Genomic DNA, 26,757 nt, shown 5'->3' with positions numbered 1-26,757 from the left:
TAGTGTACTACTTAGTTCTGTCGAACACGAAGTGTGAGAGCAGAACTTCATTAGATTTTTATTGTTAATTATTCATTAGTTTTATAAACGGAGGAAAATAAAATGAGTAAGATCATAGGTATCGATTTAGGAACAACCAACAGCTGCGTAGCCGTTATGGAAGGTGGTCAGCCCACCGTTATCGCTAACGCTGAGGGTGCAAGAACAACACCTTCAATCGTAGCTTTCACAAAGAATGGCGAGCGTCTCGTAGGTGAGCCCGCTAAGCGTCAGGCAGTAACAAACGCTGAGAACACAATCTCATCAATCAAGAGAGATATGGGTACAGACAACGGCCGCACAATCGACGGCAAGAAGTATTCACCTCAGCAGATTTCAGCTATGATTCTTCAGAAGCTGAAGGCAGACGCAGAGCAGTATCTCGGCGAAAAAGTAACAGAGGCAGTAATCACAGTTCCCGCATACTTCAATGACGCACAGCGTCAGGCTACAAAGGATGCAGGTAAGATTGCAGGTCTTGAAGTAAAGCGTATTATCAACGAGCCTACAGCAGCAGCTCTTGCTTACGGTCTTGATAACGAAAAAGAGCAGAAGATCATGGTATACGACCTTGGTGGTGGTACCTTCGACGTATCAATCATCGATATAGGTGACGGTGTTATCGAAGTTCTTTCAACAAACGGTGACACACACCTCGGTGGTGACGACTTTGACCAGAAGATCATCGACTGGATGGTATCTGAGTTCAAGGCTAAGGAAGGCGTAGACCTTTCAAGCGATAAGATGGCTATGCAGAGACTTAAGGAAGCAGCTGAGAAGGCTAAGAAGGAACTTTCTTCTTCTACAACAACCAACATCAACCTTCCTTTCATCACAGCTACAGCAGAAGGCCCCAAGCACTTTGATATGGATCTCACAAGAGCTAAGTTCGAGGAGCTTATCCACGACCTCGTAGAGAGAAGTGCTATTCCGGTACAGAACGCTATGAAGGATGCAGGCCTTAACTATTCAGACCTTGGAAAAGTTCTCCTTGTAGGTGGTTCGACACGTGTTCCCTGCGTAGTTGAGAAGGTTAAGCAGCTCACAGGACATGAGCCTTCAAAGAACCTTAACCCCGATGAGTGCGTAGCAGTAGGTGCAGGTATCCAGGGTGGTAAGCTTGCAGGCGATACAGGTGCAGGCGATATCCTTCTTCTTGATGTAACACCTCTTTCACTTTCAATCGAGACAATGGGTGGTGTTGCTACAAGACTTATCGAGCGTAACACAACTATTCCTACAAAGAAGAGCCAGGTATTCTCAACTGCAGCTGATAACCAGACAGCCGTTGATATCAACGTTCTTCAGGGTGAGAGACAGTTCGCTAAGGACAACAAGTCACTCGGACAGTTCCGTCTTGATGGAATCCCTCCGGCAATGAGAGGTGTTCCGCAGATCGAGGTTACATTTGATATCGATGCAAACGGTATCGTTAACGTATCCGCTAAGGATCTTGGAACAGGTAAAGAGCAGCACATCACAATCACAGCTGGCTCCAACATGTCTGACGAGGATATCGATAAGGCTATCAAGGAAGCTGCTGAGTACGAAGCTCAGGATAAGAAGCGTAAGGAAGGCATTGACGCTAGAAATGAAGCTGATTCCTTCGTATTCCAGACAGAGAAGGCTATCCAGGAAGTTGGCGACAAGATCGATCCTTCTCAGAAGCAGACTGTAGAGGATGACCTCAAGGCTCTCAAGGATACTCTTGAGCAGACTAAGGATCGTGAGCTTACAGACAGCGAGATCGACACAATCAAGAGCCAGAAGGAGAAACTCATGACTGATGCTCAGGCTCTCTTCGCTAAAGTTTATGAGAGTGCTCAGGGCGCAGCAGGTGCTCAGGGTGCAGGCCCTGACATGAGCGGCATGGGCGGCGCAGCTCAGAGCTCAGATGCAGGTAATGCAGACGACGTAGTTGACGGCGACTATAGAGAGGTTTAATCCGTTTTATAAAACTTTAATAATATAAATATTGCTAATGCCCAATACATCAGATAAGATGTATTGGGCAATTAGCGTAAATTAGGAGAGACACATGGCAGATCAGAAGCGCGATTATTACGAGGTTCTTGGCGTAAGCAAGGGAGCCAGTGATGATGAGATAAAAAAAGCATACCGTGTGCTTGCAAAGAAGTACCATCCGGATATGAACCCCGGAGATGCAGCTGCAGCAGACAAGTTCAAGGAGGCATCCGAGGCGTATGCGGTTTTGAGCGATCCTGAGAAGAGACGTCAGTATGATCAGTTCGGTCACGCTGCATTTGAGGGCGGTGCCGGCGGATATGGCGGATTCGACTTCGGTGGAGCAGACTTTGGCGATATATTCGGTGATATATTCGGAGATTTCTTCGGAGGCGGCAGAAGGAGCCAGGGTGCGAGAAGCGGCCCTGCAAAGGGAGCAAATATTCGTGCCAGCGTTCGTATAACCTTTGAGGAAGCAGTTTTCGGATGTGAGAAGGAACTGGAACTTAGACTTAAGGATCCATGCCCGACCTGTAAGGGAACCGGTGCTAAGCCGGGAACAACAGCTCAGATGTGTCCCAAGTGCGGTGGTAAAGGTCAGGTTGTATTCACACAGCAGTCCTTCTTCGGCACAGTCAGAAATGTTCAGACATGTCCCGACTGTAACGGAAGCGGTAAGGTAATTAAGGATAAGTGTACCGATTGCGGCGGAACAGGATATGTTGCAAGCAACAAGAGAATTCAGGTTTCAATTCCCGCAGGTATTGATAACGGACAGAGCGTTCGTATCCGTGAAAAGGGTGAGCCGGGCAGAAACGGCGGACCGAGAGGAGATCTCCTTGTAGAGGTTATCGTACAGGATCATCCTATTTTCCAGAGACAGGATTATGATATTTTCTCAACAGTTCCTATGTCTTATGCAATAGCTGCACTCGGCGGAACGGTTGCTATAGATACCGTTGACGGTAAGGTACTCTATGATGTTAAGGCAGGTACTCAGACAGATACGAGAGTAAGACTTCGCGGAAAAGGTGTTCCGACACTCAGGAACAAGGATGTAAGAGGTGACCATTATGTTACTCTTGTAGTTCAGGTTCCGGATAAGCTTTCCAAGGAAGCGAAGGAGCTCCTTAAGCAGTTTGATGAGAAGACCGGAGACAGCTTACACGCTGCCGACAGTATTTCCGGAGATAAGGATGGAAATGATGATGGCGGTAAGAAAAAGGGTGGATTTTTCGGTAAGAAGAAATAAAACATAATTACAGAGCGGGGAGTACAAGCTCCCCGCTATTTCTGTTATTGTACTTATATATACTTTTCATGAAAATAGATTAGAAAAAAACGGAGTAAAACTATGAAGTGGATGCGTTTTAGAATCAGAACAAACGAAGAGTCAGAGGATATCATCGTCAGCAGTATGATGGATATCGGTCTTGAAGGTGCGCAGATAGAGGACAATGCGCCTCTCACAGCTGCCGATAAGGAGCAGATGTTTACGGATGATCTTCAGGATGCGGATGATGAGGAGACAGGTGTTGACAGCTGCGCGGTAATAGCTCCGGGTGAGGAGGGCGTTGCGTATCTGAACTTTTTCCTCGAAGTCGATGATGACAATATGCTGACCGTCCACGAGTACGATGAAAATGGTGAAGAGGTAGAAGTTAAGAAGACTCCGGATCAGATAAAGCAGGAGATCAGAGGAGTTCTCGATGAGCTTTCAAGCTTTTCCGATATAGGCGACGGAACGATTTCCGTTGATGTAACTGAGGATATCGACTGGATCAATAACTGGAAGCAGTACTTCCATAAGTTCCTGGTGGATGACGTTCTGGTAATTCCTTCCTGGGAGACTCCCGACGAGGAGGATAAGAAAAAAGCGAACATCACACTTCATATTGATCCCGGAACCGCGTTTGGTACAGGAATGCACGAGACCACTCAGCTTTGCATAAGGGCTCTTAGGAAATACATGACTCCCGGAGCAGAGGTGCTCGACATCGGAACCGGAAGCGGCGTGCTTTCCATTCTTGCAATGAAATTCGGAGCGGGACACTGCGTCGGAACAGACCTTGATCCCTGCTCAGAGCCGGCAGTTGACGACAACAAGAAGAACAATGACATCGCAGATAAGGATTTTGATCTTATAATCGGCAATATTATAGATGACGAGATGGTTCAGGATCAGGTTGGCAAGGAGAAGTATGACATCGTCGTAGCCAATATCCTTCCCTACGTTCTTGTTCCGCTTACACCCACCGTTCCCGGCCTCCTTAAAACCGGCGGCATTTACATCACCTCCGGAATCATTGAAGCTAAGGAAGATGTTATCAGAAAGGCTCACGAGGACGCCGGCCTTGATATTATCGAGGTCTGCAAGCAGGGCGAGTGGGTTAGTGTAATTTCCAAGAAGAATTGAGGGCCTATGTACCATTTTTTTGCAAGCAGCACCCAACTTATAGACAACCAAAAAAGAATAGTAATCACAGGCGATGACTACAACCACATGGTTAACGTCCTTAGGATGAAACCGGGCGAGGAATTCTCGGTGAGCCTTATGGATGAAGACGCCGCTGATCAGAAGGAATACAGATTCGGTATTGAATCAATCTCCGACACCGAACTTATCGGAGAGCTGCGATTCATTAAGGAATCCGGAGCAGAGCTTCCTTCGAAGATATATCTGTTCCAGGGACTTCCCAAGGCGGACAAGATGGAGCTCATAATCCAGAAGGCAGTGGAGCTCGGAGCTTTTCAGATAATACCGGTTTCCATGAAAAGAAGTGTTGTGAAGCTAGATGAAAAGCGTGCGGTCAACAAAATCAAGAGATGGAATGCCATATCCGAAGCAGCCGCGAAGCAGAGTAAGCGCGGAGTTATTCCCGAGGTAAAAGCGCCCATGACCTTCAAGGAAGCGGTTAAATATGCTGAGAGTCTTGATGTGAAGCTCCTTCCCTACGAGATGGCAGAGGGTATGGAGTACACCAGGGAAGTTATTGATTCGATAGAGCCCGGGCAGAGCATCGGAATATTCGTCGGACCTGAGGGCGGCTTTGCCGATGAAGAGATAAGCTATGCCGGAGAGGCAGGTTTTAAGACCATCACCATGGGCAAGCGCATTTTGCGCACAGAAACCGCAGGCTTTACAATGCTCGCATGGTTAATGTATAATCTTGAAGTTTGAATACAATGCTATGCCTTCTCCCAGGGAGAAGGTGTCAGCGAAGCTGACGGATGAGGGGAATGAAAGGCAAACAATGGAAATATATTTAGATAATTCCGCCACTACCCGCGTCTACGATGACGTGGCGAAGCTTACTCTCCAAATGATGACTGTGGATTATGGCAATCCCTCCAGCATGCATCACAAGGGAGTTGTGGCAGAACAATTTGTAAAGGAAGCAACAGAGAAAATTGCAAAGACTCTTAAGGCGAAGCCGAAGGAAATACTTTTCACCTCAGGCGGCACGGAGTCAGATAATACAGCCATAATCGGCGGAGCGATGGCTCATCACAGAGAGGGAAAGCACCTCATCACCACAAGCGTTGAGCATCCGGCGATTCTGAACTCCATGAAATATCTTGAGGATCAGGGCTTTGAGGTGACATACCTCGGCGTTAACGAGAAGGGTGTCATAGACCTTGATGAGCTCAAGAACGCAATCAGAGAGGACACTATCCTTGTCTCAATCATGGCGGTCAACAATGAGCTAGGTTCAGTGATGCCTCTTGAGGAAGCAGGAAAAATCATTCATGCGGCTAATCCCAAGATTCTATTCCATGTGGACGCCGTTCAGGGATACGGGAAACAGATGATTATTCCCAAGAACCTCGGAATAGATATGATGTCCGTCAGCGGTCATAAGATACACGGTCCCAAGGGCATCGGCTTTTTATATGTAAGAGACGGAGTTCGAATTCTTCCCATAAGCTACGGCGGCGGTCAGCAGGGCGGCATGCGCTCGGGCACTTTGAACGTTCCCGGAATTGTCGGACTTGGCCGGGCAGCGCAGGAGATTTACGAGGGTTTTGATGAAAAAATAAAGGCTCTTTATGATCTTAAAAAGCAGCTAATTTCAGGCCTTACAGGGGCTCTTCAGGATATAAGGATTAACGGACTTGATACCTCGGAAAAGAGTATCTACGATTTTTCAGAGGACGAGCTGACAGAAGCTATAGCAGAGACTGCTCCGCATATTATAAGTGTGTCTGTGAAGGGTGTGAGGGCAGAGGTGCTGCTCCATGCTCTGGAGGATAAGGAGATTTACGTATCAGCGGGAAGTGCCTGCTCGTCAAATCATCCTTCCGTGTCCGGTACCTTAAAGGCTATCGGAATTTCCAAGGATTTCTACGGAAGCACCGTCAGAATCAGTATGTCGGAGCTTACGACTAAGGAAGAAATTGATACCACAGTGAAAGCATTTGCCGAGATAGTGCCGATGCTCAGACAGTTTTCAAGGAGATAAACCATGCAGTACCATGCATTTATAATTAAGTACGCAGAGATAGGAATTAAGGGTAAGAACAGATACCTCTTCGAGGAGGCGCTGGTAAAACAGATGGAGCGCGTTCTTGAAAAGTGCGAGGGTGAGTTCAGCATTTTCAGAGTTTCCGGAAGAATTTACTTAAATGCGAAGGGCTTTGATTTTGATGAGACCGTGGCTGCTCTTCAGACAGTGTTCGGAATCACCGGAATTTGTCCCGCAGTATGCATTGAGAGGGACGGAGACGGAAAGCTTCCCGATATTAACGGCTTGTCAGCTGAGGTTATAAAATTCCTTGACGGAGTTTATCCGGATAAAAACAAGACCTTCAAGATTAAGTGCAGACGTGTGGATAAGACCTATCCTCTCGATTCGATGGAGGCAGCAGCCGAGATCGGCGCGCAGGTACTTGATGCATTCCCGGAGATGAAGGTTGATGTCAGAGAGCCCGATATTCTCGTAAGTGTTGAGATCCGTGAGAAGGTTAACATCTACTCCGAGATCATTCCCGGTCCCGGCGGAATGCCGATCGGAACCAGCGGTAAGGCTTGTCTTCTTCTTTCAGGCGGTATCGATTCTCCCGTTGCGGGCTACATGATCGCAAAGCGCGGCGCCGAGATTGAGGCGGTTTATTTTAATGCTCCGCCTTATACAAGTGAGAGGGCAAAGCAGAAGGTTGTTGATCTTGCTAAGGTTATCGCGAGATTTACGGGGAAAGTCAGACTTCATGTTATCAACTTTACCGATATTCAGATGTATATCTACAAGCAGTGTCCGCACGATGAGCTTACTATCATCATGCGCAGATATATGATGAGAATTGCAGACACAATTGCAGCTCAGAATAAGTGCATGGGACTTGTAACCGGTGAGAGTATCGGACAGGTTGCATCACAGACAATGGAGAGCCTTATGGCGACCAACGAGGTTGTAACGGATATGCCTGTATACAGACCGCTGATCGCGTTTGATAAGCAGGATATTGTTGATATTTCACTGAAAATTGATGCCTATGAGACTTCGATACTTCCTTACGAGGATTGCTGTACAATTTTCGTGGCAAAGCATCCCGTAACAAAGCCGAGGCTTGAGGTTATCAGGGCTCACGAGCACAGACTTGATGAGAAGATTGATGAACTGGTGCAGACCGCACTGGATACGGATGAGATTATTGTGTTGGAAGCCTGAAATCTAAAAAAACCTGCGACGCTGTCGCAGGTTTCAGTAGATTTTAAAATTAGATCATGTAAGGCTTTAAGATTGAAAGCACTTCATCGGCGCCGTCTTCAGCATGGATGTTAAGATCAATCGGCTTAGAAAGATCAAGTGAGAAAATACCCATGATGGACTTTGCGTCAATTACATATCTACCGGATACAAGGTCGAAATCATAATCGAACTTTGTAATATCGTTTACAAAAGACTTAACCTTATCGATAGAATTTAAAGAAATTTTTACGGTTTTCATTGCGCAAATACCTCCTTCTTTTCTTCATGATAAACGGAAGGACGTTAAAAGTCAATGATATAATACGTCGAAATTAGCGGAGGTTTAATATGAAAAGTGTCGCCTTACACAGTCTCGGTTGTAAAGTAAACCGATATGAGACAGATGTTATGGGGCAAAAGTTACAAGAGAGCGGATACAATATTGTGGCATTTGACGAGAAGGCAGATGTGTATATCATCAATACCTGTTCTGTTACCTCGATCGCGGACCATAAGAGCAGACAGATGCTCCACAGGGCTAAGAGGAAGAATCCTGAGGCTGTGGTTGTGGCGTGCGGATGCTATGTTGAGACTGATAAAGAGGGTGTGAAGGCCGACGACAGCATCGATCTTATTGTAGGAAACAATAAGAAGACAGAAATAGTCGAGATTTTAAGGGACTATTTTGAAAAGAAAGAGGAACAGACCGGTCTTAAGGTGGATAAGCTTCTTGGCGGCGAGAGCATGACTGAGATTAACGATCCTGCGCAGGAATATGAGCGCATGGAATTAAAAAACATGCCCGGGCACACAAGAGCCTATATTAAGATTCAGGACGGCTGTAACCAGTTCTGCAGCTACTGCATAATTCCTTATGCAAGAGGGCGCATCAGGAGCAGGGATGAGGCTGAGATTCTGTGTGAGGTCAGGAAGCTTGCGGCTGATGGCTGCAGGGAGATAGTTCTCACCGGAATACATATCAGTTCCTATGGCCTTGATAAGGGAGAATCTGCGCTGCTTTCACTTTTACAAAAGCTCAATGATATAGAAGGTATCGACAGAATAAGACTTAGTTCCCTTGAACCCCGCATTATCACTGAGGAGATGGCGGAAGGTATGGCGGCGCTTCCCAAGGTTTGTCCGCATTTCCACCTCTCACTTCAAAGCGGCAGCAATGACACCCTTAAGCGCATGAACAGACACTACAGCGCTGAGGAATATGCCGAGAGCGTACGCCTTTTGAGGAAGGTATACGATAAACCCGCAATAACGACGGATATCATCGTTGGATTCCCCGGTGAAACAGAGGAGACCTTCGAGGAGAGCAGGCAGTTCGCGGAGGATATCGATTTTTATGAAATGCATGTGTTCAAATACTCTCCGAGAAAGGGTACGGTGGCTGCCAAAATGGAGGATCAGCTGACTGACAGGGAAAAGACTGCAAGAAGTAACGTTCTTCTCACAATGACGAAGGAACAGTCAAAGCGCTACAGAGAAAGCTTCATAGGTGCGACAGAGAAGGTTCTCTGGGAGGACTTTGAAACCATTGATGGCAATGAATACCTTATTGGTCTCACCACAAGATACATCAGGATTGCGGCTCCGAAGGATAAGGCGGATGAGCTTGGAATAAAGTCCGGAGATATTACGGAGCACACGTTTAATAGTTTCTTAAGAGACGATACATTGCTTATTTAAGTTATATGCGTTATGATAAAATCAAGTATGTGCCGATAATGATGGAGAAAAAGGCGCAATTTTAATATGTGAGGATAGCTATATGTCTGATACTAATCTTGGAAATACACAATTTTTTAAAGTAGATGTTGATCCTGAGACAGGGGTCAAGAAGGTTCTCTCCGTTGTATATGAGGCGCTTCTGGAGAAGGGGTACAATCCGGTTAACCAGATCGTCGGATATATCATGTCCGGAGATCCTACATATATTACGAGCCATATGGGCGCCAGAAGTCTTATCATGAAGGTTGAGCGTGATGAGCTTGTGGAAGAGATGCTCACGGAGTATATAAAGAATAATAACTGGTCCAGAAAATAATGCGAATAATGGGATTGGATTACGGATCAAGGACTGTGGGCGTTGCTCTTAGCGATGAGCTTTTGATGACGGCACAGGCCAAAGAGATTATCCGTAGAAAAGAAGAGAATAAGCTTCGTAAAACACTGGCTAGAATTGAAGAGCTGATTCAGGAGTACAAGGTTGAGCTTATAGTTTTGGGCCTGCCTTTGCACATGGATCAGTCTGAATCTGTGCGTTCAGGTTTATCCTTGGAGTTCAAGGAGAAGCTCGAGAGACGCACATCCCTTCCCGTTATCATGTGGGATGAGAGGCTTACTACTGTTGAAGCTGACGCCATAATGGACGAGGTTGGAATTAAAAAAGCAGACCGCAAGGAGTATGTGGATATGATCGCAGCGCAGATCATTTTACAGGACTACCTTGATAACAGGGATAAAGAGGTAAATGAGTAATAAATGGAAAAGATAACATTTCGTCCCGAAGGCGAGGAGCCGGTGGATTTTTTTGTTTTGGAACAGACTGTAATAGGTGCCAAGTCCTACATTCTTGTGACTGATGTCGAGGATGGAGACGGCGAGGCGCTGATACTTCGCGATGATTCAGCTGAGGGTGAAACCGAGGCTAATTATACAATTGTAGATGATGACAGTGAGCTTGAAGCAGTTGCTGTTGTTTTCAGAAAACTTCTTGAAGAAGATGATATAGGACTCGATTGATCCGGGGATTTAATCCGTGAATCGCTTTATACCGGTAGTTCAGGACTGGGGAAAAGACCGGCAGGCTCAGATCATGGGATTATCTTTTCGGCCATCGAAACAATTTTGGAGGAAAACTGATTGAATAAAAAGAATATTAATAAATCCGCGTCAGGGCTTCAGGTTATACCGCTTGGAGGCCTTGAGCAGATTGGAATGAACATTACTGCCTTCAGATATGAGGACAGTATTATTGTAGTGGATTGCGGTTTGTCATTCCCCGATGATGATATGCTGGGAATCGACCTGGTAATCCCCGACATTACTTATCTTAAGAACAACATTGATAAAATAAAGGGCTTTGTGATAACTCACGGACATGAGGATCATATCGGTGCGCTTCCCTATGTACTTAAAGAGATAGGGGTTCCGATTTACGCCACAAGGCTTACAATGGGCATCATTGAGCATAAGCTTGAAGAGCACGGACTTTTAAAGAAGGTCAGAAGAAAGGTTGTTAAATTCGGACAGTCCATCAACCTTGGAGACTTCAGAGTTGAGTTTATTCGCACCAACCATTCGATTGTTGATGCGGCTGCACTTGCTATATATTCACCTGCAGGAATCGTGGTTCACACCGGTGACTTCAAGGTGGATTATACTCCTGTTTTCGGAGATCCCATTGATCTTCAGAGATTTGGAGAGATTGGTAAAAAGGGCGTTCTTGCACTTATGTGTGATTCCACCAATGCCGAGAGACCCGGATTTACGGCGTCTGAGAGAACCGTGGGTAAGACCTTCGATTCACTTTTTGAGGAGCATTCGGATTCGAGAATCATCGTTGCAACCTTTGCTTCCAATGTTGACCGTGTTCAGCAGATCATAAATACTGCGTATAAATTCGGCAGGAAGGTTGTAGTCGAGGGCAGAAGTATGGTCAATATCATCGATATTGCCCAGAAGCTCGAATGCATCAAAATACCGGACAATACGCTGATTGAGATTGATCAGCTTAACAATTATCCCGATAACAAGACAGTTATTATCACAACGGGAAGCCAGGGTGAGTCCATGGCTGCTCTTAGCCGTATGGCGAGCGGACAGCACAAGAAGATAAGCATCAGACCCGGCGATACAATCATCTTTTCATCACATCCGATTCCGGGTAATGAGAAGGCGGTTACAAATATCATAAACGACCTCCTTGTGAGAGGCGCTGATGTTATTTTCCAGGATGTTCATGTTTCCGGACATGCCTGCCAGGAGGATATAAAGCTTATCTACACACTTGTTCATCCTAAGTACGCGATTCCCGTTCACGGTGAGTACAAACATCTGATAGCCCAGAAGAACATTGCGATGGGCCTCGGAATGGATAAGGATGATATTTTCATAATAAAGTCCGGAGATATTCTGGAGCTGACTGAGGAGAAGGCTAAGGTCGTTGGAAAAGTGCCTGTAGGAACTATTCTTGTTGACGGTCTCGGTGTCGGAGACGTTGGAAATGTGGTTCTCCGTGATAGACAAAGACTTGCAGAGGATGGTATTGTAATTGTTGTGTTCGGAATAGACAGAGAAAATGCGCAGATCGTATCAGGGCCCAGCATTGTATCCAGGGGATTCGTATATGTTAGAGAGTCCGATCAGCTGATCGAGGATGCAACAGACCTTGTGCTCGATGAGGTTACCGAGGCACTTGACAGAAATATTACAGACTGGAATAAGCTTAAAAACATAGTTAAAGATGTTTTATCAGATTTTATCTGGAAGAAGACAAAGAGAAGACCCATGATTCTTCCTATTATCATGGATTCTAACTACTAATGACAGAAAAGAGGAACTATGGACGCAAGGGGAATAGGACTTGGAATTCTTGATACTTTAGTCAAGGTTCTGCTTGTTATAGTTGCCGTGATGCTGATAAGTAAGTACGCATCTGAGGCCTATACATACGGATACAATATTTATAATCAGGTTCCGGCTTCTAAGTATGATACCAGAACCGTGTCGGTATCGATAACGGACAGTATGTCTGTGGGAGAGATAGCTGAGCTCCTTGAAAACAGGGGAATCATCAATAACAGCAAGCTGTTTTGGCTTCAGGAGAGATTTTCGGAGTATCACGGAATGATAGCACCCGGTACCTATGAACTCAGCCCGTCAATGACGCCGGATGAGATTATAGGGATAATGAGTGCATCTTCTATCGCAGAGAGCGAGGAGGATTCAGGTGATCAGTGATGAGAGAATAAGCACCTTCATCAATTCGCTTGATCAGGGCAATGCCCCTTTTCTTGATGAGCTTGAGAGAAAATCTCTTGCGGATGACGTGCCGATAATAAGGAAGGATACCCAGAGCCTTATAAGGTTTCTCCTTCAGATGAATCATCCGAAGAACATATTGGAAGTCGGCTGTGCGGTGGGCTTCTCCGCACTTCTGATGGCGACCTATTCAGACGATGATACTAAGATAGCCACAATAGAGAAGTTTGAAAAGCGCATACCTGTCGCTCATGCAAACTTCGATAAATATGATACAAACCATAAAATCACACTGCTTGAGGGGGATGCAGCAGATATTCTGGCGCAGCTTTCCGGGCAGTATGATTTTATTTTTATGGACGCCGCAAAGGGTCAATATATCAACTTTTTGCCGGACTGCAAGAGGCTCCTTGTAAAGGGAGGACTCCTTTTGTCCGACAACGTGCTCCAGGACGGAAATGTGATGGAGTCGAGATTCGCTGTTACAAGGCGCAACCGCACGATTCATGAGAGAATGCGGGAGTACCTGTTTGCAATCAAGCATGATCCCGAGCTCCAAAGCGTTATTTTGAACGTGGGCGATGGCATGGCCATGTCGCTGAAATTGTAAACAAGCCTTCCCTGAGAGGGTAGAAAGTAGATAATATGCCTTCCCCCACTGGGGGAAGGTGGCGCGAAGCGCCGGATGAGGGTTATATGAGAGAAAAACACAAACCAGAGCTGCTAATCCCTGCCAGCAGCCTTGAAGTATTAAAAACAGCAGTAATTTTCGGAGCAGATGCCGTATACATCGGCGGGAACTCCTTTGGTCTTCGCGCAAAGGCTAAAAACTTCAGCCACGACGATATGGCTGAGGGCATTAAGTTTGCCCATGAGCATGGAGTACATGTGCATGTCACAGCAAATATCCTTGCGCACAACGATGACCTTAAAGGGGCAGAGGAATATTTTCATGAATTAAAGGAGCTTGGACCTGACGCACTTATCATCGCAGATCCCGGCATGTTCATGATGGCAAGAAGAATTTGTCCCGAAATTGATATCCACGTATCAACTCAGGCCAATAATACAAACTACGAGACCTATAAATTCTGGGCAGACCAGGGCGCAAAGAGAGTAGTTGCCGCAAGAGAGCTTTCACTTAAAGAGATCAAGGAGATTCGTGAAAATATCCCCGATGATCTTGAGATTGAGAGCTTTATCCACGGCGCAATGTGCATAAGCTATTCCGGCCGCTGCCTTTTATCAAACTATTTCACGGGCCGCGATGCCAACCACGGCGAGTGTACACATCCCTGCCGCTGGAAATATGCGGTGGTTGAGGAGACAAGACCCGGCGAATACCTTCCGGTATACGAGAACGAGAGAGGCTCCTTCATTTTCAACTCCAAGGATCTGTGCATGATTGAGCATATTCCGGAGCTTGTGGATGCAGGTGTCGACAGCTGCAAGATTGAGGGCCGCATGAAGACAGCTCTTTATGTTGCAACCGTTGCCAGAACCTACCGCAAGGCTATTGATGATTACTTCGAATCCGAGGAAAAATACCGCGAGAACATGCCCTGGTACCTTGATGAGATTTCAAGATGTACCTACAGACAGTTCACCACAGGCTTCTATTTTGGCAAGCCCTCAGACGATGCTCAGATTTATGACGCAAATACTTATGTCAATGAGTATACCTACCTCGGTATTGTCGGTGAGGTCAATGAGCGTGGCCTTGCTAAGATTGAGCAGAGAAATAAGTTCTGCGTGGGCGATACCATTGAGATAATGAAGCCAGACGGACGCGACATCGAGACCAAGGTCCTCGGGATCATTAACGAAGACGGAGATGAGATGGAGAGCTGTCCTCATCCCAAGCAGGTACTTTATATCAAGCTTGATCAGGAGACCGAGAAGTACGATATCTTGAGAGTACACACGGGGTCAAGCGAGAATATTTCGTGTTGATTTGAGTCACTATAGTATTGGTGCCGTAACCACTTCCGGTAACCTTTTCATCGGGCGGAAGCTGTATTTGTAAATGCGAGAGCGATTTTACCATTTTGGTATACCTTTTAGGCTTGTTTTAAGACTTTTCCATGACTATTTGTAAATGAAATGTCTTTTTCGGGACTATGGTACCCATGAATTTTCAAAATAGGGATACTAAAACGGAAAAATCAGCGTTCTATTTACTTTTTCAATGAAACAAGCTTCATAAAGGCCTCAATAGGTATACCAAAATGCCTGAAAATTTACTTCATTAACTTTTCCGGAGTAATGCGTCAATGGTTTCTTGTCAGGATAATCCGATGATGTTCTGGTAATAATAATCTATGTCATGCTCTAGAATGTGATATTACAGATATTCTTGAATATGTTCCACCTAAAGGATAAAAATATATATGGTAATAATACAAGAATCTCAGGAAGTAATTAAATTACTTGCTGAGATTTTTTGAAAGTATTAATAAGAATTAATAAATAACAAACCTGTAATAAGTAGTAATAAGATGTAATGGAAAATGAAACCTGTAATTAAGTAGTAATAAGGTGTAATAAAAAATGAAGGCAGGATTTGCATTTTGCCCCTATGAGTTCATTTATAAGTAGTATTCCTGTGATTTTGAATTTGTGTAATTCGAACTAATATAGTACAATCATTGGCGAAATACTCTTGAATATCAAAAAATGAAAATGAGGTGTATATGAGTAAGCAGGTCATGGTTGAGGAACTTTTCGGTAAAAATGTGTTCACACTTGAGAGAATGCGCGAGCGTCTGCCCAAGAGTGTGTACAAAGAGGTCATCCAGGTCATGGAAAAGGGCGGAGATCTCTCACTGGCTTCTGCGGATGCTGTAGCAAACGCAATGAAAAACTGGGCGATGGAGCACGGTGCAACGCACTATACTCACTGGTTCCAGCCGCTTACCGGTATTACTGCCGAGAAGCACGATGCATTTATCACAAGCGCCAGAGGCGACGGACACATGATGACATCTTTTTCAGGAAAAGATCTCATTAAGGGCGAGCCGGATGCTTCATCCTTCCCTTCAGGAGGACTTCGCGCAACCTTCGAGGCAAGAGGTTATACAGCATGGGATATCACATCTCCCGCTTTCCTTAAGGAGACAGGTGCAGGCGTAACACTCTGCATACCCACCGCATTTTGTTCTTATAACGGAGAGGCTCTTGATAAAAAGACTCCCCTTCTTAGATCCATGCAGGCTGTAAGTGAGCAGGCTTTGAGGATCGTTCATCTTTTCGGCAATACCGAGGCAAAGAAAATAAATGTATCAGTTGGTCCCGAGCAGGAGTACTTCCTTGTGGACTGGAAGAAGAGCCTGCAGCGCCCCGACCTTATCTTCACGGGCCGTACACTTTTCGGAGCTCAGCCGCCCAAGGGACAGGAGATGGAGGATCATTACTTCGGCGTAATCAGAGAGCGCGTCGGAGAGTTCATGAAGGATCTTAACAACGAGCTCTGGAAGCTCGGAGTTCCCGGAAAAACTCAGCACAACGAGGTTGCTCCCGGACAGCACGAGCTTGCCCCGATTTACGAGGAAGCTAATATCGCAGTAGATCACAACCAGATCATCATGGAGACCATGAAGAGAGTTGCGGAGCATCACAACATGAGATGCCTTCTGCACGAAAAGCCGTTCCAGGGCGTTAATGGTTCGGGTAAGCACGATAACTGGTCTCTTTGCACGGATACAGGAGTTAATCTCCTTGATCCCGGTGATACACCAAATGAAAATATTCAGTTTTTGTTTGTACTTGCCTGCATAGTTAAGGCTGTCGACAGACATGCTGATATCCTTAGACAGAGCGCATCTGACGTTGGAAATGACCACCGTCTCGGCGCTGATGAGGCACCTCCGGCTATTATTTCCATGTTCCTTGGAGAGCAGCTTGAGGATGTTGTTCACCAGCTTATTGAGACAGGTGAAGCCAAGAGGTCCAAGCGCGGCGGAAAGCTTAAGACAGGTGTTTCAACACTTCCCGAATTTGAGAAGGATGCTACGGACAGAAACCGTACTTCACCCTTCGCCTTTACCGGAAATAAGTTTGAGTTCCGTATGGTTGGTTCCTCCGACTCTATGGCAAGCTCAAATACAGCGCTTAATACAATTGTTGCAGAAGCATTCAGCGAGGCAGCAGACAGACTTGAGAAGGCTTCTGATTTTGATATGGAAGTACACGATATCATCAAGGAGTACCTGACAAAGCACCAGAGAGTAATCTTCAATGGCGACGGATATTCAGAGGAGTGGAAGAAGGAAGCAGAGAGAAGAGGACTTCCCAACATTCCTTCGACCATCGAGGCAGCTGAAGTTCTCACAACCAAGAAGGCAATCGACCTCTTTAAGAAGTTTGGCGTATTTACAAAGACAGAGCTGGAGGCACGTCAGGAGATTATTTTCGAGACATATTCCAAGACTATCAATATCGAAGCACTCACCATGATTGATATGGCAAGTAAGCAGATCATTCCTGCGGTTATGAAGTACGCAGGCGGACTTGCTTCAAATATCAACGAAGTCAAGGCAGCAGGCTGCGATGTTTCGGTTATGACAAGTGAACTTACAGAAGTTACAAAAGAGCTCGCAGCAATGAAGAAGGCTCTTGATAAGCTCACTAAGGAAGAGAAAAAGGCAAGAAGCATATCCGAACCCAGAAAGAGAGCATATTATTGCAAGGATAAGGTAGTTCCCGCAATGACAGCGCTCAGAACTCCCGCGGATAAGCTGGAAATGCTTGTGGATAAGAACGACTGGCCGTTCCCGACCTATGCGGATCTTCTCTTTGAAGGCTGATATAAAACATATCGCATCTCGGATAATGACAAAGCCCTATAACTAAATAGTTATAAGGTATAAAACAACAGATATTTGTTTTTGTAATATTGTGCTAATTATAATACAAGCATTACAGATGCAAAGGCGTAATCTCAGTAAGAGGTTGCGCCTTTTTCTCTTATTGAAATGTATTTGTAATTTACCAATAGGAGAAAGCGGGAGGCAATATGAAAACAGTCAGGAAAGGAGAAACAGTCATGACAACAAGAGATTTGATGAGAGAACCACTTAAAGATTTCACAGCCTATGTCGCCGGAGGAAAGCAGTTCAAATTTGATTCCGGAATGCCGGTAATTAAGCTCAATGCCAATGAGAACCAGATGGGACCGGGCCCCAAGGCGATGATGGCCATGTCTGCTGAGCTGGGGCAGGGGAATTTATATCCCATGGAGACGATACTTAATCTTAAAAGGAAAATCTCAAAGCATGTGGGATTTCCGCTGGAGTGCATAACAACCTTTAGCGGTTCCGGTAGCGGAATTCAGGCAATTGGCGAGGCCTTTCTGAACCCTGATGATGAGATGCTGGTCTGCTCTCCGACATATATGGCATATTACATACTTCCGAAAAGATTCGGAGCAAAACTTGTAGAGGTGGAAGCCGAGGACGGAGTAAGTACGGACCTTGATAAAATATACGAAGCGATAAACGATAAGACTAAGCTCATTTTCATCTGCAATCCGAATAATCCCACGGGCACTTTGCTGGATCCGGATAAGCTGTTTGATTTTATAAAAAAGTTGCCTGAGCACGTGATCACTGTGGTGGATGAGGCCTATATTGACTGGATAGCTGATGACTCATATCCAAGTGCGCTTAAGATGGTCGAGGACGGAAGGAATCTTATTATTCTGAGGACCTTCTCAAAAATATATGGACTTGCGGGCTGCAGGGTTGGATATGCAGTGGCTAACGCCGAGGTTACGCAGTGCCTTGGATCAATTGCAGGCTTTATGGGGCCCAACAGAATTGGCGCAGCGGGGGCAGCAGCGGCCCTGGAGGACTATGAGTATTACAATGCAGCTAAGGAAAACAATACTTCACAGAGAACCTACCTTACTGAGGAGATGGAAAAGCTTGGAATCACAGTGGTTCCGAGTTCGGCAAGCTTTATCTACTTTGCTCCTCACTGCGATACCAAAGAGTGTATGGACTACCTTGAATCCAGGGGAGTTTTCATCAGATATTTCTCAGAGGAGTATATTCGTGTGAGTATCGGATTACCCTGGCAGAATAAGCAGTTCTTGAATGTGCTTACCGATTACCTTAGGCAGTATCGGAAGATAGCGGTATAACAAAAAAATTATGAGGTATAAATTAACAGGTATTTGTCATACAAAACAGATGCCCATATAATACACCCATAGCAAAGACAACGGCGTCGGAGATAAAACATCCGGCGCCTTTTTTGTTATAAGGATACGGAAAGTTTGACAGGGAGGAGAGCAGGAAATGTTTAGCAGAGAAAAACTTATGAAGCTGATCATCCCGATGGTAATAGAACAGCTCCTGGCAGTTACGGTAGGCATGGCAGACATGATCATGGTATCAGGAGCCGGTGAGGAAGCAGTATCGGGAATATCACTTGTCAATTCCATATGCGTACTCCTGATCATGGCATTTGCAGCTATGGCATCCGGAGGATCTGTAGTAGTAGCACAGCTCATCGGAGCGGGAGATAAAAAGAAGGCCTGCGAAGGCGCCAACCAGCAGATGTTTATTTGCATACTCCTTTCAGGGGTACTCACAGTGGTGGCACTTCTTTTCAACAGACAGATACTAAAGCTTATATACGGAAATGTAGATGAGCTGGTAATGAAAAATGCTATCACCTATTTCTACATTGTAGCTTGTTCTTTTCCTTTCCTTGCAACCTATAACGCAGGAGCAGCTCTTTTCAGAGTAATGAACAATGCACATATATCAATGGTTATGTCAGCAATAATGAACGGCATTAACATCGGGCTGAATTACATCCTGGTATTCAAAATGGGAATGCAGGTTTCCGGTGTGGCCTATGCAACACTCGTATCAAGAGCAGTAGCGGCGACAGTGATTCTGACTATGATCAGGAAGCAGACGCTTCCGGTTCATATAGATAAGTACTTCAGATTCGGATGGCATCCGGACATGCTTAGGAAGGTCCTATCAATCGGAGTACCGCAGGCAATGGAAAACAGCATGTTCCAGATTGGAAAACTCCTTACACAATCGCTCATTTCCGGTTTTGGAACTGCTGCAATTGCCGCAAACGCCTGTGCTAACACAGTTGAGATGTTGGCGGATATCCCCGGATCGGCAATGGGACTCGCACTTGTAACAGTAGTTGGTCAGTGCGTCGGAGCCGGAAGATATGATCTGGCAAGAGGATATGTGAAAAAGCTTTTGAAAATCACCTACGCATTTTTGATAACACTTAATATTATCCTTTTCATACTGGCGGGAAATATAGCCGGAATGTACAACCTGACAGAGCTTGGAACACATTACGCATTGCAGCTTATCAGATATCACAGCATCTGCTGCATGGCAATCTGGCCACTGTCCTTCACAATAGCAAGCGTGCTTAGGAGTGCTGGAGATGCGAAGTTCACGATGACAACAAGTATAGTTTCAATGTGGATTTTCAGAATCGGCTTTGCATACATCATTGCAAAGGGCCTTGAAATGGGAGTCCTCGGAGTCTGGATAGCAATGACAATAGACTGGGCTTTCAGAGCTGTGATGAATACGATCAGATTTCATGGTCATAAATGGGAGACAAAAGCGGTTGTTAAGGCGAGCGTATCGCCAATGCCTGATAAGAAGGCAGCTGCTGCATCATAAATATCTGGCAGAAGGAGGAGCATTATGAAAATAGCAATTGTAAAACAAAAATCAATGGAATCGACTTACGGTCCGGGATATGATGAGGCATTTTTTGAGAGACTTTGGGAAAAGTCGCTCATCGAAAAGCTGGAACCCTCGGATGAAGTTGAATGGATAGATTTCATGAAGCTTAGAAATTTTGACGAGACTGTTTCCGATTACGACGCGGTAATAGGAGCCTGGATCCAGGATGGAATGATATCCGAAAAGCTCCTTACAGAGCACCCCAGACTTAAATATGTATCCACACTGGCACACGGCTTTGGAGAAATCGATGAAGATGCCTGCCATAAGCATCACTGCACGGTTACCAATACAGTGTACGGAGATACCACAATTGCAGAATATGCCTGGGCACTTCTGATGGATATCTGCCACAACATAAGTAAAAACGATTATTTCTACAGGGTAACCCAGTGGGAACCCGGAAATGAAGGAAAGAGACAGTTCACAAGACAGATTGAGCTCTACAATAAGACCTTCGGAATAGTTGGACTTGGTAATATCGGACTTTGCGCAGCGAAGATGGCAAAAGGCTTTGGAATGAAGGTTGTAGCCAACAGCAGACATGTAAAGACCGGCCCCGAATACGAAGGAATAGAGCAGGTGAGTCTGGAGGAAGTCCTTGAACGGAGTGATGTGATTTCAATTCACTGTCCGCTTACACCTGAGACCAAGGGTCTCATCGATGCAGCAGCGATAGCAAAGATGAAGGACGGAGTAATTCTTATAAATACAGCAAGAGGTGCAATCATCGACGAGGCTGCATTAAAGGAAGCACTCGACAGCGGAAAGATCTACGCAGCAGGACTTGACGTCGTAGCAGGCGAACCCCTCTCAGAACCCTGTGAACTGATGAAATGTCAGAACACTAGAATTACGGAGCATATCGCCTGGATGCCAATTGAAGCCAAGATCAGAAGCATAAAAATTGCCGGCGAAAACTTCCTCAACTGGAAGGAAGGCCACCCCACAAGCGTAGTGGCCTGAATATACAAGCCTTCCCCTTGGGGGGAAGGTGGTCCGAAGGACCGGATGAGGGGAAAACAATCACAAGGAGGAGACAATTATGAATACTACAGAAGTTAAGAGTTTATTATGTAAGGCCCTCAGGGAGAAGCCCGAGACACTGCGTGCCAGCAGAAAGATGGGAAATATCGATTTTGCCAAGTTAAGACACATGGGACTCAATGAAAATGTATTCGGAATGTCGCCCAAGGCGCTGGAAGCAATCAGCGAGGCGAGTCCTGTTTCAAATCTCTATGCAGACTGGACTCAGAAGGATCTTAAGGAAGCAATCGCCGAAAACTTCGGACTTACAACTGAATATGTCACAACAGGATGCGGATCAAGCGCAATGATAGATGCTATGGGAACAGCTTTTCTTGATCCCGGGGATGAGCTGATGCTGTGTATGCCGACCTTCCCCGCAATTATTGATACCGCACAGATGCATGGAGCAACAGTGAAGATAATTCAGATGAAGGATGATCTCAAGTTTGATCTTGCAAAGATGCTCCTTGAAATAACCGAAAAGACCAAGATGGTTTACATCTGTAACCCGAATAACCCCACCGGAACATACATCGGAATAGATGAACTAAGAAGATTTGCGGAAAGCTGTCCCGATGATGTTATCCAGGTATACGACGAAGCCTACATCGAATTTTCGGATGCTCCGGATTGTCAGAGCATAGTGGAGTGTATGAAGGAATTGCCGGAGAAACCGATTATCGCACTTAAGACTTTTTCAAAGTTCTATGGTATGGCAGGTGTGAGAGTAGGATATGCACTGGCTCAGCCTGAGATCAGTACATGGCTTGCAAAATGCGGAACACAGTTTGGCGTATCAAAGACCTCACAGGCAGCAGCTGCTGCAGCAATCAAGGATAAGGAGCATGGAGCTTATGTACATGAGCAGGTAGTAAGGGGGCGCGATTATCTCGCAAAAGAAATGAAGGCTCTTGGATGTGATGTATATGATTCCCAGACGAATTTCATTTTCTTCAATGCTCATGTGGATCCGGTTGAAGTCCAGTACAGGATGATGGAGAAAGGAATCTTCATATCTGCTCAGGCAGGCATGAACAGAGTCTCCGTCTCATATATGGAGGACTGTGAGAGATTCATTATGTATCTTGCGGAGATAATGCATGCACTAAAGGCAACGGCATAAGAAACACTCCCGAAGGAGAGGTGAGGAATATGAAAAAGAACTTCGTGGTTACCATAGCAAGAGGCTTTGGATCCGGAGGAAAAGCGCTGGGGATGAGGCTGGCGGATGAGCTGGGGATTAGCTGCTATGAAAATACAATTCTGGCACTTGCATCCAAGATGACAGGAAAAGAAACGGCAGAGCTCATAGAGATAGATGAAAAGCTTAGAAAAGGATCCATAAATGCTCTTCTTCGAAAGCTTCCGAGAACCACAGAACCCAAAGCGGTTCAGAAGAAATTTGAATCGGATGAAGAGATTTTCAGAGCCCAGTGCGACATCATCAGGAATCTGGCTGATACGGAATCCTGCATCATCATAGGAAAATGTGCGGATTTTGTATTAAAGAATTATGACAATGTTGCTTCCTTCTATGTGGAAGCTCCCAGAGCTTATTGTCTGGAGCGCATAACAAAGAGGATGCATGTTGATGAGGAAGAAGCAGCAAAGCTCATAGAAAAGACTGATAAATACAGAGCTAAGTATTACGAGTATTACACTGACGGAAATTACTGGACCAATCCCGTCAACTACGATATGACCTTCAACATGGCGAGGGTTGGCGAGGATAAATGTGTTGAAACAATAAAGGATTACCTGGTTCTTAAGTTCGGTGAGGATGTTGTTTATCCGGCCAAGGCATCAGAGAGCAATCTCTTTACATTTTCAAAGAATGCATAACGGGGAAGGAGGAGCTATATGGCTAAGTATATTTTAAAAAGAGCATTGATGGCAGTCGGCACAACACTGGTCATCATCATCATACTTTTCTTCCTGCTTCAGCTGATGCCGGGATCCCCATTTAATAATGAGAGACTTACAGAAACTCAGCTCCAGGTTCTGTATGAAAAGTACGGGCTGGATAAGCCGGTGCCGATACAGATAGTGCTATATGTGAAAAACATGCTGACAGGAAACTTCGGCGTATCATATAACATTCAGCAAAATTATCCGGTGGCAAGTCTTTTATCCACCAGATTCCCTATAACGATACGAATCGGAGTTCAGGCCTTCGTGGTAGGAGTGATATTCGGACTGATTCTCGGAATCATTGCAGCACTTCACCACAACGGAGCACTGGATACGGGAACAACGGTATTTTCGATGATCGGTTCAAGTATTCCATCCTACGTTGTAGCACTCGGGCTGGTATATTTCCTGGCATATAAAGCAGGGCTTTTCCCTCTTACCTATTCGTCGGAGCATCCGTTTTTATCATCGATTCTTCCGACACTTGCTCTTTCAATCGCACCCATGGCGATGACGGCGAGATTTACGAGAAACGAGATGATAGAGGTTATGGATTCGGATTACATACAGCTTGCTGAAACAAAGGGCATGCCGAGATGGAGAGTAGTGGGTGTACACGGACTTAAAAATGCGATGGTTCCGCTGGTAACGGTAATGGGACCCATGCTGATGGGAATGATGACAGGCTCCACAGTAGCTGAGCAGATTTTTTCAATACCCGGTATCGGATCACTATTCATCACGGCAATAGAAACAAATGATTACAACGTTGTTATTACACTGGCATTTATCTTCAGTGCAATGTACATAGTTACACTTTTGGTAATAGATATTCTGTATGGTCTGATCGATCCCAGAATTCGCCTGGCAGGAGGTGATTGATATGGTAGCACACGCTGATGTACAAAGGTATGCATTTGCAAACAGGGATGGGATTTACAGAGATGATGCCTATGCAGTACAGGCATCCTGGAAAGAATCACTTCACATTTTTGCACAGAATAAAGGCGCCGTCTTCGGAACAGTATTTCTTGTATTCATGATTCTTCTGGCGGTGTTCGGACCGATGATGACAGCCTACACCTATGATGAGGTAAATGTGGATGCGCAGAACCTTCCGCCGAGAATAGCAGCTTTTGAAAATTTCGGAATCTTTAACGGCACCGTCAAGGGCGTGGATATGTACGAGTTCACAGGAAATGACGGAGTATATCACTGGTTTGGTACAGATACCCTGGGAAGAGATCTTTTTACAAGATTCTGTCAGGGCACAAGAATTTCACTCATAATCGCAGCCATAAGCGCTGTCCTTGATATCCTTATCGGTGTCGGCTACGGACTTATAGCCGGATATTACGGAGGAAAAGTGGATACGGGAATGATGAGAGTGATAGAGATAATTAACGGTATACCTTCACTGGTTGTCGTTTCACTCCTGGTAGTTGTTTTAAAGCCCGGACTTACATCCATCATCGTATCCATGACAATTTCAGGCTGGACCGGAATGAGCCGACTGGTTCGAGCAAACACATTAAGACTTAAGCAGAGTGAACATATCATGGCATCCAGAACACTGGGAACCGGAACCTTAACAATTCTTTTCAGAGAAATATTCCCGAACCTTCTAAGCTCGGTAATCGTAATGGCTATGATGTCGGTTCCGAATGCGATTTTCATGGAATCCTTCCTTTCCTTTATTGGTCTTGGAATTCCTGCACCGCAGGCATCCCTTGGAAGTCTCATAAATGACGGATACAATCATATGCTCACCTATCCGTATCAGTTGGCAATACCTGCAGTGTTCTTCGCAGTGCTCATGTTGTCACTTAATCTCATCGGAGACGGACTTCGAGATGCACTTGATCCGAAGCAGAAAAGGGTTTAACGGATTATGGGTTAAACCGGAGAGGAGACTGTTATGAAAGAAATCAATTACAGAGAACCTATTCTCGAAGTGAAAAATCTGTCTATTTCGTTTCGGACATCTTCAGGTAATCTCAACGCTATTAGAGGCGTGAGCTTCACACTTCATAAGGGAGAGACGGTGGCGATCGTCGGGGAGTCCGGAAGCGGTAAATCCATAACAGTAAAGTCTGTTGTGGGAATAGAAAGTTCCAATCAGAAGATTAACGACGGAGAGATTCTTTATACATTTATTGAAAACGGAATGAAGAAAACAGTGGATCTTCTGAAGTTTTCAAGAAGAGAAAAGATTGCAAAGTTCAACGGACAAAAAATAGCGATGATCTTCCAGGATCCCATGACTGCGCTGAATCCGCTTCTTTCAATAGGTGATCAGCTTACAGAGGGCATGATCAGGCATCTGAAGATGAGTAAAAAGGATGCATGGGAGAGAGGAGTAGAGTTGCTTGATGAGGTCGGTATACCGAATCCGAAGCTGTGTATGGAGAATTATCCGCACCAGCTGTCAGGAGGTATGAGACAGAGAGTTGTTATAGCAATTGCTCTTTCCTGTAATCCGGACATTCTCATTTGCGACGAGCCTACAACGGCGCTGGATGTGACAATTCAGGCCAGAATCCTTGATCTTATCAAGACGATGCAGGAAAAGAGAGGAATTTCCGTAATTTTCATCACGCATGATCTTGGAGTTGTTGCTAAGGTTGCAGATTATGTCTGTGTCATGTATGCAGGAAAAATCGTGGAAAGAGGTACGGCGGAGGAGATTTATCTAAAGCCGAGACACCCGTATACCTGGGGGCTTCTTCTGGCACTTCCGACATTGGAGACAACATCGGACAGGCTGTATGCGATTCCGGGAACACCGCCTAACCTCCTTAAGAAAATCGTGGGCGATGCATTTGCTCCGAGAAACAGATACGCTCTGAATATTGACTACGAGGAGGAGCCGCCGGAATACCAGATTTCCGAGACCCATGTGGTAAGATCCTGGCTCGAAAATCCTCAGGCACCGGTTGTTAAGATTCCGGCAGAACTTCAGGAACGAATAGAAGTGATGATTGATAAGGCAGCTGTGGAAGCACCGGAAGAAACCTATGCAGCCAGCTGAGAAAGCCTACTAATAAAAAGTCAATAGAAAATTGAAGAAAGTTGCAAGTATGAAAAATTGTATGACAAACAAACCGCCATGATTTGCCGGTTTGAAAGACTTGATATTGGACAACTGATTATTGCTCTTGGGATTGTGCTTCGAGTTCTCTGTAATGAGCTTTCACTTTGCCATAGTAAATACGGAGAAACTTATTAGCCCCAGCAGTCATGTAGACATAGTAATTCTTACCTTCAGAGCGTTTTCGGTCAAGGAATTGATATACCGGATCGTTAGCTGGTTTATTCTGAAGGATAGTGCTCATAAGCTGAAAAAGAGTCTTCCTGAGCCTTGATGGACCACATTTTGAAGCAGCATT

At 45.3% G+C, this 26,757-nt stretch carries 24 protein-coding genes and 2 pseudogenes; 24 read left to right on the top strand and 2 right to left on the bottom strand.

Features of this window, described 5'->3' with window-relative positions:
• The first annotated feature begins 102 nt into the window (after positions 1–102).
• From dnaK to thiI, 6 genes are all read left to right on the top strand, one after another.
• Positions 103–1,983, top strand: coding sequence for a molecular chaperone DnaK (dnaK, locus tag BLR42_RS08475; RefSeq protein ID WP_091868247.1), 1,881 nt, complete (start codon positions 103–105; stop codon positions 1,981–1,983).
• A gap of 94 nt (positions 1,984–2,077) precedes the next feature.
• Positions 2,078–3,256 carry a molecular chaperone DnaJ gene (gene dnaJ / locus BLR42_RS08470; RefSeq protein ID WP_022760367.1) on the top strand — a complete coding sequence of 393 codons (1,179 nt, stop codon included), beginning with the start codon at positions 2,078–2,080 and terminating at the stop codon, positions 3,254–3,256.
• Positions 3,257–3,358: 102 nt separating this feature from the next.
• A complete protein-coding gene (locus BLR42_RS08465) occupies positions 3,359–4,420 on the top strand; it encodes a 50S ribosomal protein L11 methyltransferase (protein ID WP_091868244.1) in 1,062 nt (353 codons plus the stop codon).
• A gap of 6 nt (positions 4,421–4,426) precedes the next feature.
• Positions 4,427–5,185, top strand: coding sequence for an RsmE family RNA methyltransferase (locus tag BLR42_RS08460; RefSeq protein ID WP_091868242.1), 759 nt, complete (start codon positions 4,427–4,429; stop codon positions 5,183–5,185).
• A 73-nt stretch (positions 5,186–5,258) separates the two neighbouring features.
• Positions 5,259–6,467 carry a cysteine desulfurase family protein gene (locus tag BLR42_RS08455; protein WP_091868321.1) on the top strand — a complete coding sequence of 403 codons (1,209 nt, stop codon included), beginning with the start codon at positions 5,259–5,261 and terminating at the stop codon, positions 6,465–6,467.
• Positions 6,468–6,470: 3 nt separating this feature from the next.
• Entirely contained in the window at positions 6,471–7,673 is a 1,203-nt protein-coding gene (gene thiI, locus BLR42_RS08450; protein ID WP_022760363.1) for a tRNA uracil 4-sulfurtransferase ThiI, read from the top strand.
• 49 nt (positions 7,674–7,722) lie between these two features.
• On the opposite strand, the gene BLR42_RS08445 is transcribed toward thiI, so the two are convergent.
• Positions 7,723–7,953 carry an HPr family phosphocarrier protein gene (locus BLR42_RS08445; RefSeq protein ID WP_022760362.1) on the bottom strand — a complete coding sequence of 77 codons (231 nt, stop codon included), beginning with the start codon at positions 7,951–7,953 and terminating at the stop codon, positions 7,723–7,725.
• Between the two features lie 89 nt (positions 7,954–8,042).
• Here BLR42_RS08445 and mtaB point away from each other — a divergent pair, with 89 nt between their 5' ends.
• The 18 genes and pseudogenes from mtaB (at position 8,043) to BLR42_RS08360 (ending at position 26,399) form a co-directional block, all read left to right on the top strand.
• Positions 8,043–9,392, top strand: coding sequence for a tRNA (N(6)-L-threonylcarbamoyladenosine(37)-C(2))-methylthiotransferase MtaB (gene mtaB / locus BLR42_RS08440; RefSeq protein WP_091868240.1), 1,350 nt, complete (start codon positions 8,043–8,045; stop codon positions 9,390–9,392).
• Positions 9,393–9,474: 82 nt separating this feature from the next.
• Positions 9,475–9,750, top strand: coding sequence for an IreB family regulatory phosphoprotein (locus BLR42_RS08435; protein WP_026498337.1), 276 nt, complete (start codon positions 9,475–9,477; stop codon positions 9,748–9,750).
• Positions 9,750–10,184: a Holliday junction resolvase RuvX gene (ruvX, locus tag BLR42_RS08430; protein ID WP_091868238.1), complete on the top strand. Its 435-nt coding sequence runs from the start codon at positions 9,750–9,752 to the stop codon at positions 10,182–10,184. Before BLR42_RS08435 ends, ruvX begins: the two co-directional genes overlap by 1 nt.
• 3 nt (positions 10,185–10,187) lie before the next feature.
• The gene (locus tag BLR42_RS08425) at positions 10,188–10,448 is read left to right on the top strand and encodes a DUF1292 domain-containing protein (protein WP_022760358.1); all 261 of its coding nucleotides are present in this window, start codon (positions 10,188–10,190) and stop codon (positions 10,446–10,448) included.
• Between the two features lie 120 nt (positions 10,449–10,568).
• Positions 10,569–12,251, top strand: coding sequence for a ribonuclease J (locus BLR42_RS08420; RefSeq protein ID WP_091868236.1), 1,683 nt, complete (start codon positions 10,569–10,571; stop codon positions 12,249–12,251).
• 18 nt (positions 12,252–12,269) lie between these two features.
• Positions 12,270–12,668 carry an endolytic transglycosylase MltG gene (locus BLR42_RS08415; RefSeq protein WP_022760356.1) on the top strand — a complete coding sequence of 133 codons (399 nt, stop codon included), beginning with the start codon at positions 12,270–12,272 and terminating at the stop codon, positions 12,666–12,668.
• Positions 12,658–13,299: an O-methyltransferase gene (locus BLR42_RS08410; RefSeq protein WP_091868234.1), complete on the top strand. Its 642-nt coding sequence runs from the start codon at positions 12,658–12,660 to the stop codon at positions 13,297–13,299. Before BLR42_RS08415 ends, BLR42_RS08410 begins: the two co-directional genes overlap by 11 nt.
• Before the next feature lie 86 nt (positions 13,300–13,385).
• Positions 13,386–14,642, top strand: coding sequence for a peptidase U32 family protein (locus BLR42_RS08405; protein WP_026498335.1), 1,257 nt, complete (start codon positions 13,386–13,388; stop codon positions 14,640–14,642).
• Positions 14,643–15,005: 363 nt separating this feature from the next.
• Positions 15,006–15,071: pseudogene (locus tag BLR42_RS24205) on the top strand (helix-turn-helix domain-containing protein); the annotation flags it as partial.
• A gap of 311 nt (positions 15,072–15,382) precedes the next feature.
• Complete coding sequence (locus BLR42_RS08400) at positions 15,383–17,494, top strand: glutamine synthetase III family protein (RefSeq protein WP_091868232.1); 2,112 nt, start codon at positions 15,383–15,385, stop codon at positions 17,492–17,494.
• 209 nt (positions 17,495–17,703) lie between these two features.
• Positions 17,704–18,831: a pyridoxal phosphate-dependent aminotransferase gene (locus tag BLR42_RS08395; protein WP_091868230.1), complete on the top strand. Its 1,128-nt coding sequence runs from the start codon at positions 17,704–17,706 to the stop codon at positions 18,829–18,831.
• Positions 18,832–18,988: 157 nt separating this feature from the next.
• The gene (locus BLR42_RS08390; RefSeq protein ID WP_091868228.1) at positions 18,989–20,362 is read left to right on the top strand and encodes an MATE family efflux transporter; all 1,374 of its coding nucleotides are present in this window, start codon (positions 18,989–18,991) and stop codon (positions 20,360–20,362) included.
• Positions 20,363–20,386: 24 nt separating this feature from the next.
• Complete coding sequence (locus BLR42_RS08385; protein ID WP_091868226.1) at positions 20,387–21,394, top strand: 2-hydroxyacid dehydrogenase; 1,008 nt, start codon at positions 20,387–20,389, stop codon at positions 21,392–21,394.
• A 79-nt stretch (positions 21,395–21,473) separates the two neighbouring features.
• Entirely contained in the window at positions 21,474–22,580 is a 1,107-nt protein-coding gene (locus tag BLR42_RS08380; RefSeq protein ID WP_091868224.1) for a pyridoxal phosphate-dependent aminotransferase, read from the top strand.
• Between the two features lie 29 nt (positions 22,581–22,609).
• Positions 22,610–23,299: a cytidylate kinase-like family protein gene (locus BLR42_RS08375; protein ID WP_091820024.1), complete on the top strand. Its 690-nt coding sequence runs from the start codon at positions 22,610–22,612 to the stop codon at positions 23,297–23,299.
• Between the two features lie 18 nt (positions 23,300–23,317).
• Positions 23,318–24,250, top strand: coding sequence for an ABC transporter permease (locus BLR42_RS08370; protein WP_091868222.1), 933 nt, complete (start codon positions 23,318–23,320; stop codon positions 24,248–24,250).
• A gap of 1 nt (position 24,251) precedes the next feature.
• Positions 24,252–25,253: an ABC transporter permease gene (locus tag BLR42_RS08365; RefSeq protein ID WP_091820028.1), complete on the top strand. Its 1,002-nt coding sequence runs from the start codon at positions 24,252–24,254 to the stop codon at positions 25,251–25,253.
• A 33-nt stretch (positions 25,254–25,286) separates the two neighbouring features.
• Positions 25,287–26,399, top strand: coding sequence for an ABC transporter ATP-binding protein (locus tag BLR42_RS08360; protein ID WP_170832689.1), 1,113 nt, complete (start codon positions 25,287–25,289; stop codon positions 26,397–26,399).
• Positions 26,400–26,517: 118 nt separating this feature from the next.
• Here BLR42_RS08360 and BLR42_RS23270 read toward each other — a convergent pair.
• Positions 26,518–26,757 (bottom strand): annotated as a pseudogene (locus BLR42_RS23270) (IS110 family transposase); the annotation flags it as partial.

The sequence above is a fragment of the Butyrivibrio sp. INlla16 genome (assembly GCF_900104155.1).
Classification (GTDB): Bacteria; Bacillota; Clostridia; order Lachnospirales; family Lachnospiraceae; genus Butyrivibrio.
The sequence above is the reverse complement of the archived record's forward strand: the minus strand, read 5'-3'. Positions and strand labels throughout refer to the sequence as shown.

Coding starts and splice junctions, on each gene's coding strand:
- dnaK (WP_091868247.1), top strand. CDS start 103: ATGAGTAAGATCATAGGTATCGATTTAGGAACAACCAACAGCTGCGTA.
- dnaJ (WP_022760367.1), top strand. CDS start 2,078: ATGGCAGATCAGAAGCGCGATTATTACGAGGTTCTTGGCGTAAGCAAG.
- BLR42_RS08465 (WP_091868244.1), top strand. CDS start 3,359: ATGAAGTGGATGCGTTTTAGAATCAGAACAAACGAAGAGTCAGAGGAT.
- BLR42_RS08460 (WP_091868242.1), top strand. CDS start 4,427: ATGTACCATTTTTTTGCAAGCAGCACCCAACTTATAGACAACCAAAAA.
- BLR42_RS08455 (WP_091868321.1), top strand. CDS start 5,259: ATGGAAATATATTTAGATAATTCCGCCACTACCCGCGTCTACGATGAC.
- thiI (WP_022760363.1), top strand. CDS start 6,471: ATGCAGTACCATGCATTTATAATTAAGTACGCAGAGATAGGAATTAAG.
- BLR42_RS08445 (WP_022760362.1), bottom strand. CDS start 7,953: ATGAAAACCGTAAAAATTTCTTTAAATTCTATCGATAAGGTTAAGTCT.
- mtaB (WP_091868240.1), top strand. CDS start 8,043: ATGAAAAGTGTCGCCTTACACAGTCTCGGTTGTAAAGTAAACCGATAT.
- BLR42_RS08435 (WP_026498337.1), top strand. CDS start 9,475: ATGTCTGATACTAATCTTGGAAATACACAATTTTTTAAAGTAGATGTT.
- ruvX (WP_091868238.1), top strand. CDS start 9,750: ATGCGAATAATGGGATTGGATTACGGATCAAGGACTGTGGGCGTTGCT.
- BLR42_RS08425 (WP_022760358.1), top strand. CDS start 10,188: ATGGAAAAGATAACATTTCGTCCCGAAGGCGAGGAGCCGGTGGATTTT.
- BLR42_RS08415 (WP_022760356.1), top strand. CDS start 12,270: ATGGACGCAAGGGGAATAGGACTTGGAATTCTTGATACTTTAGTCAAG.
- BLR42_RS08405 (WP_026498335.1), top strand. CDS start 13,386: ATGAGAGAAAAACACAAACCAGAGCTGCTAATCCCTGCCAGCAGCCTT.
- BLR42_RS08400 (WP_091868232.1), top strand. CDS start 15,383: ATGAGTAAGCAGGTCATGGTTGAGGAACTTTTCGGTAAAAATGTGTTC.
- BLR42_RS08395 (WP_091868230.1), top strand. CDS start 17,704: ATGAAAACAGTCAGGAAAGGAGAAACAGTCATGACAACAAGAGATTTG.
- BLR42_RS08390 (WP_091868228.1), top strand. CDS start 18,989: ATGTTTAGCAGAGAAAAACTTATGAAGCTGATCATCCCGATGGTAATA.
- BLR42_RS08385 (WP_091868226.1), top strand. CDS start 20,387: ATGAAAATAGCAATTGTAAAACAAAAATCAATGGAATCGACTTACGGT.
- BLR42_RS08380 (WP_091868224.1), top strand. CDS start 21,474: ATGAATACTACAGAAGTTAAGAGTTTATTATGTAAGGCCCTCAGGGAG.
- BLR42_RS08375 (WP_091820024.1), top strand. CDS start 22,610: ATGAAAAAGAACTTCGTGGTTACCATAGCAAGAGGCTTTGGATCCGGA.
- BLR42_RS08370 (WP_091868222.1), top strand. CDS start 23,318: ATGGCTAAGTATATTTTAAAAAGAGCATTGATGGCAGTCGGCACAACA.
- BLR42_RS08365 (WP_091820028.1), top strand. CDS start 24,252: ATGGTAGCACACGCTGATGTACAAAGGTATGCATTTGCAAACAGGGAT.
- BLR42_RS08360 (WP_170832689.1), top strand. CDS start 25,287: ATGAAAGAAATCAATTACAGAGAACCTATTCTCGAAGTGAAAAATCTG.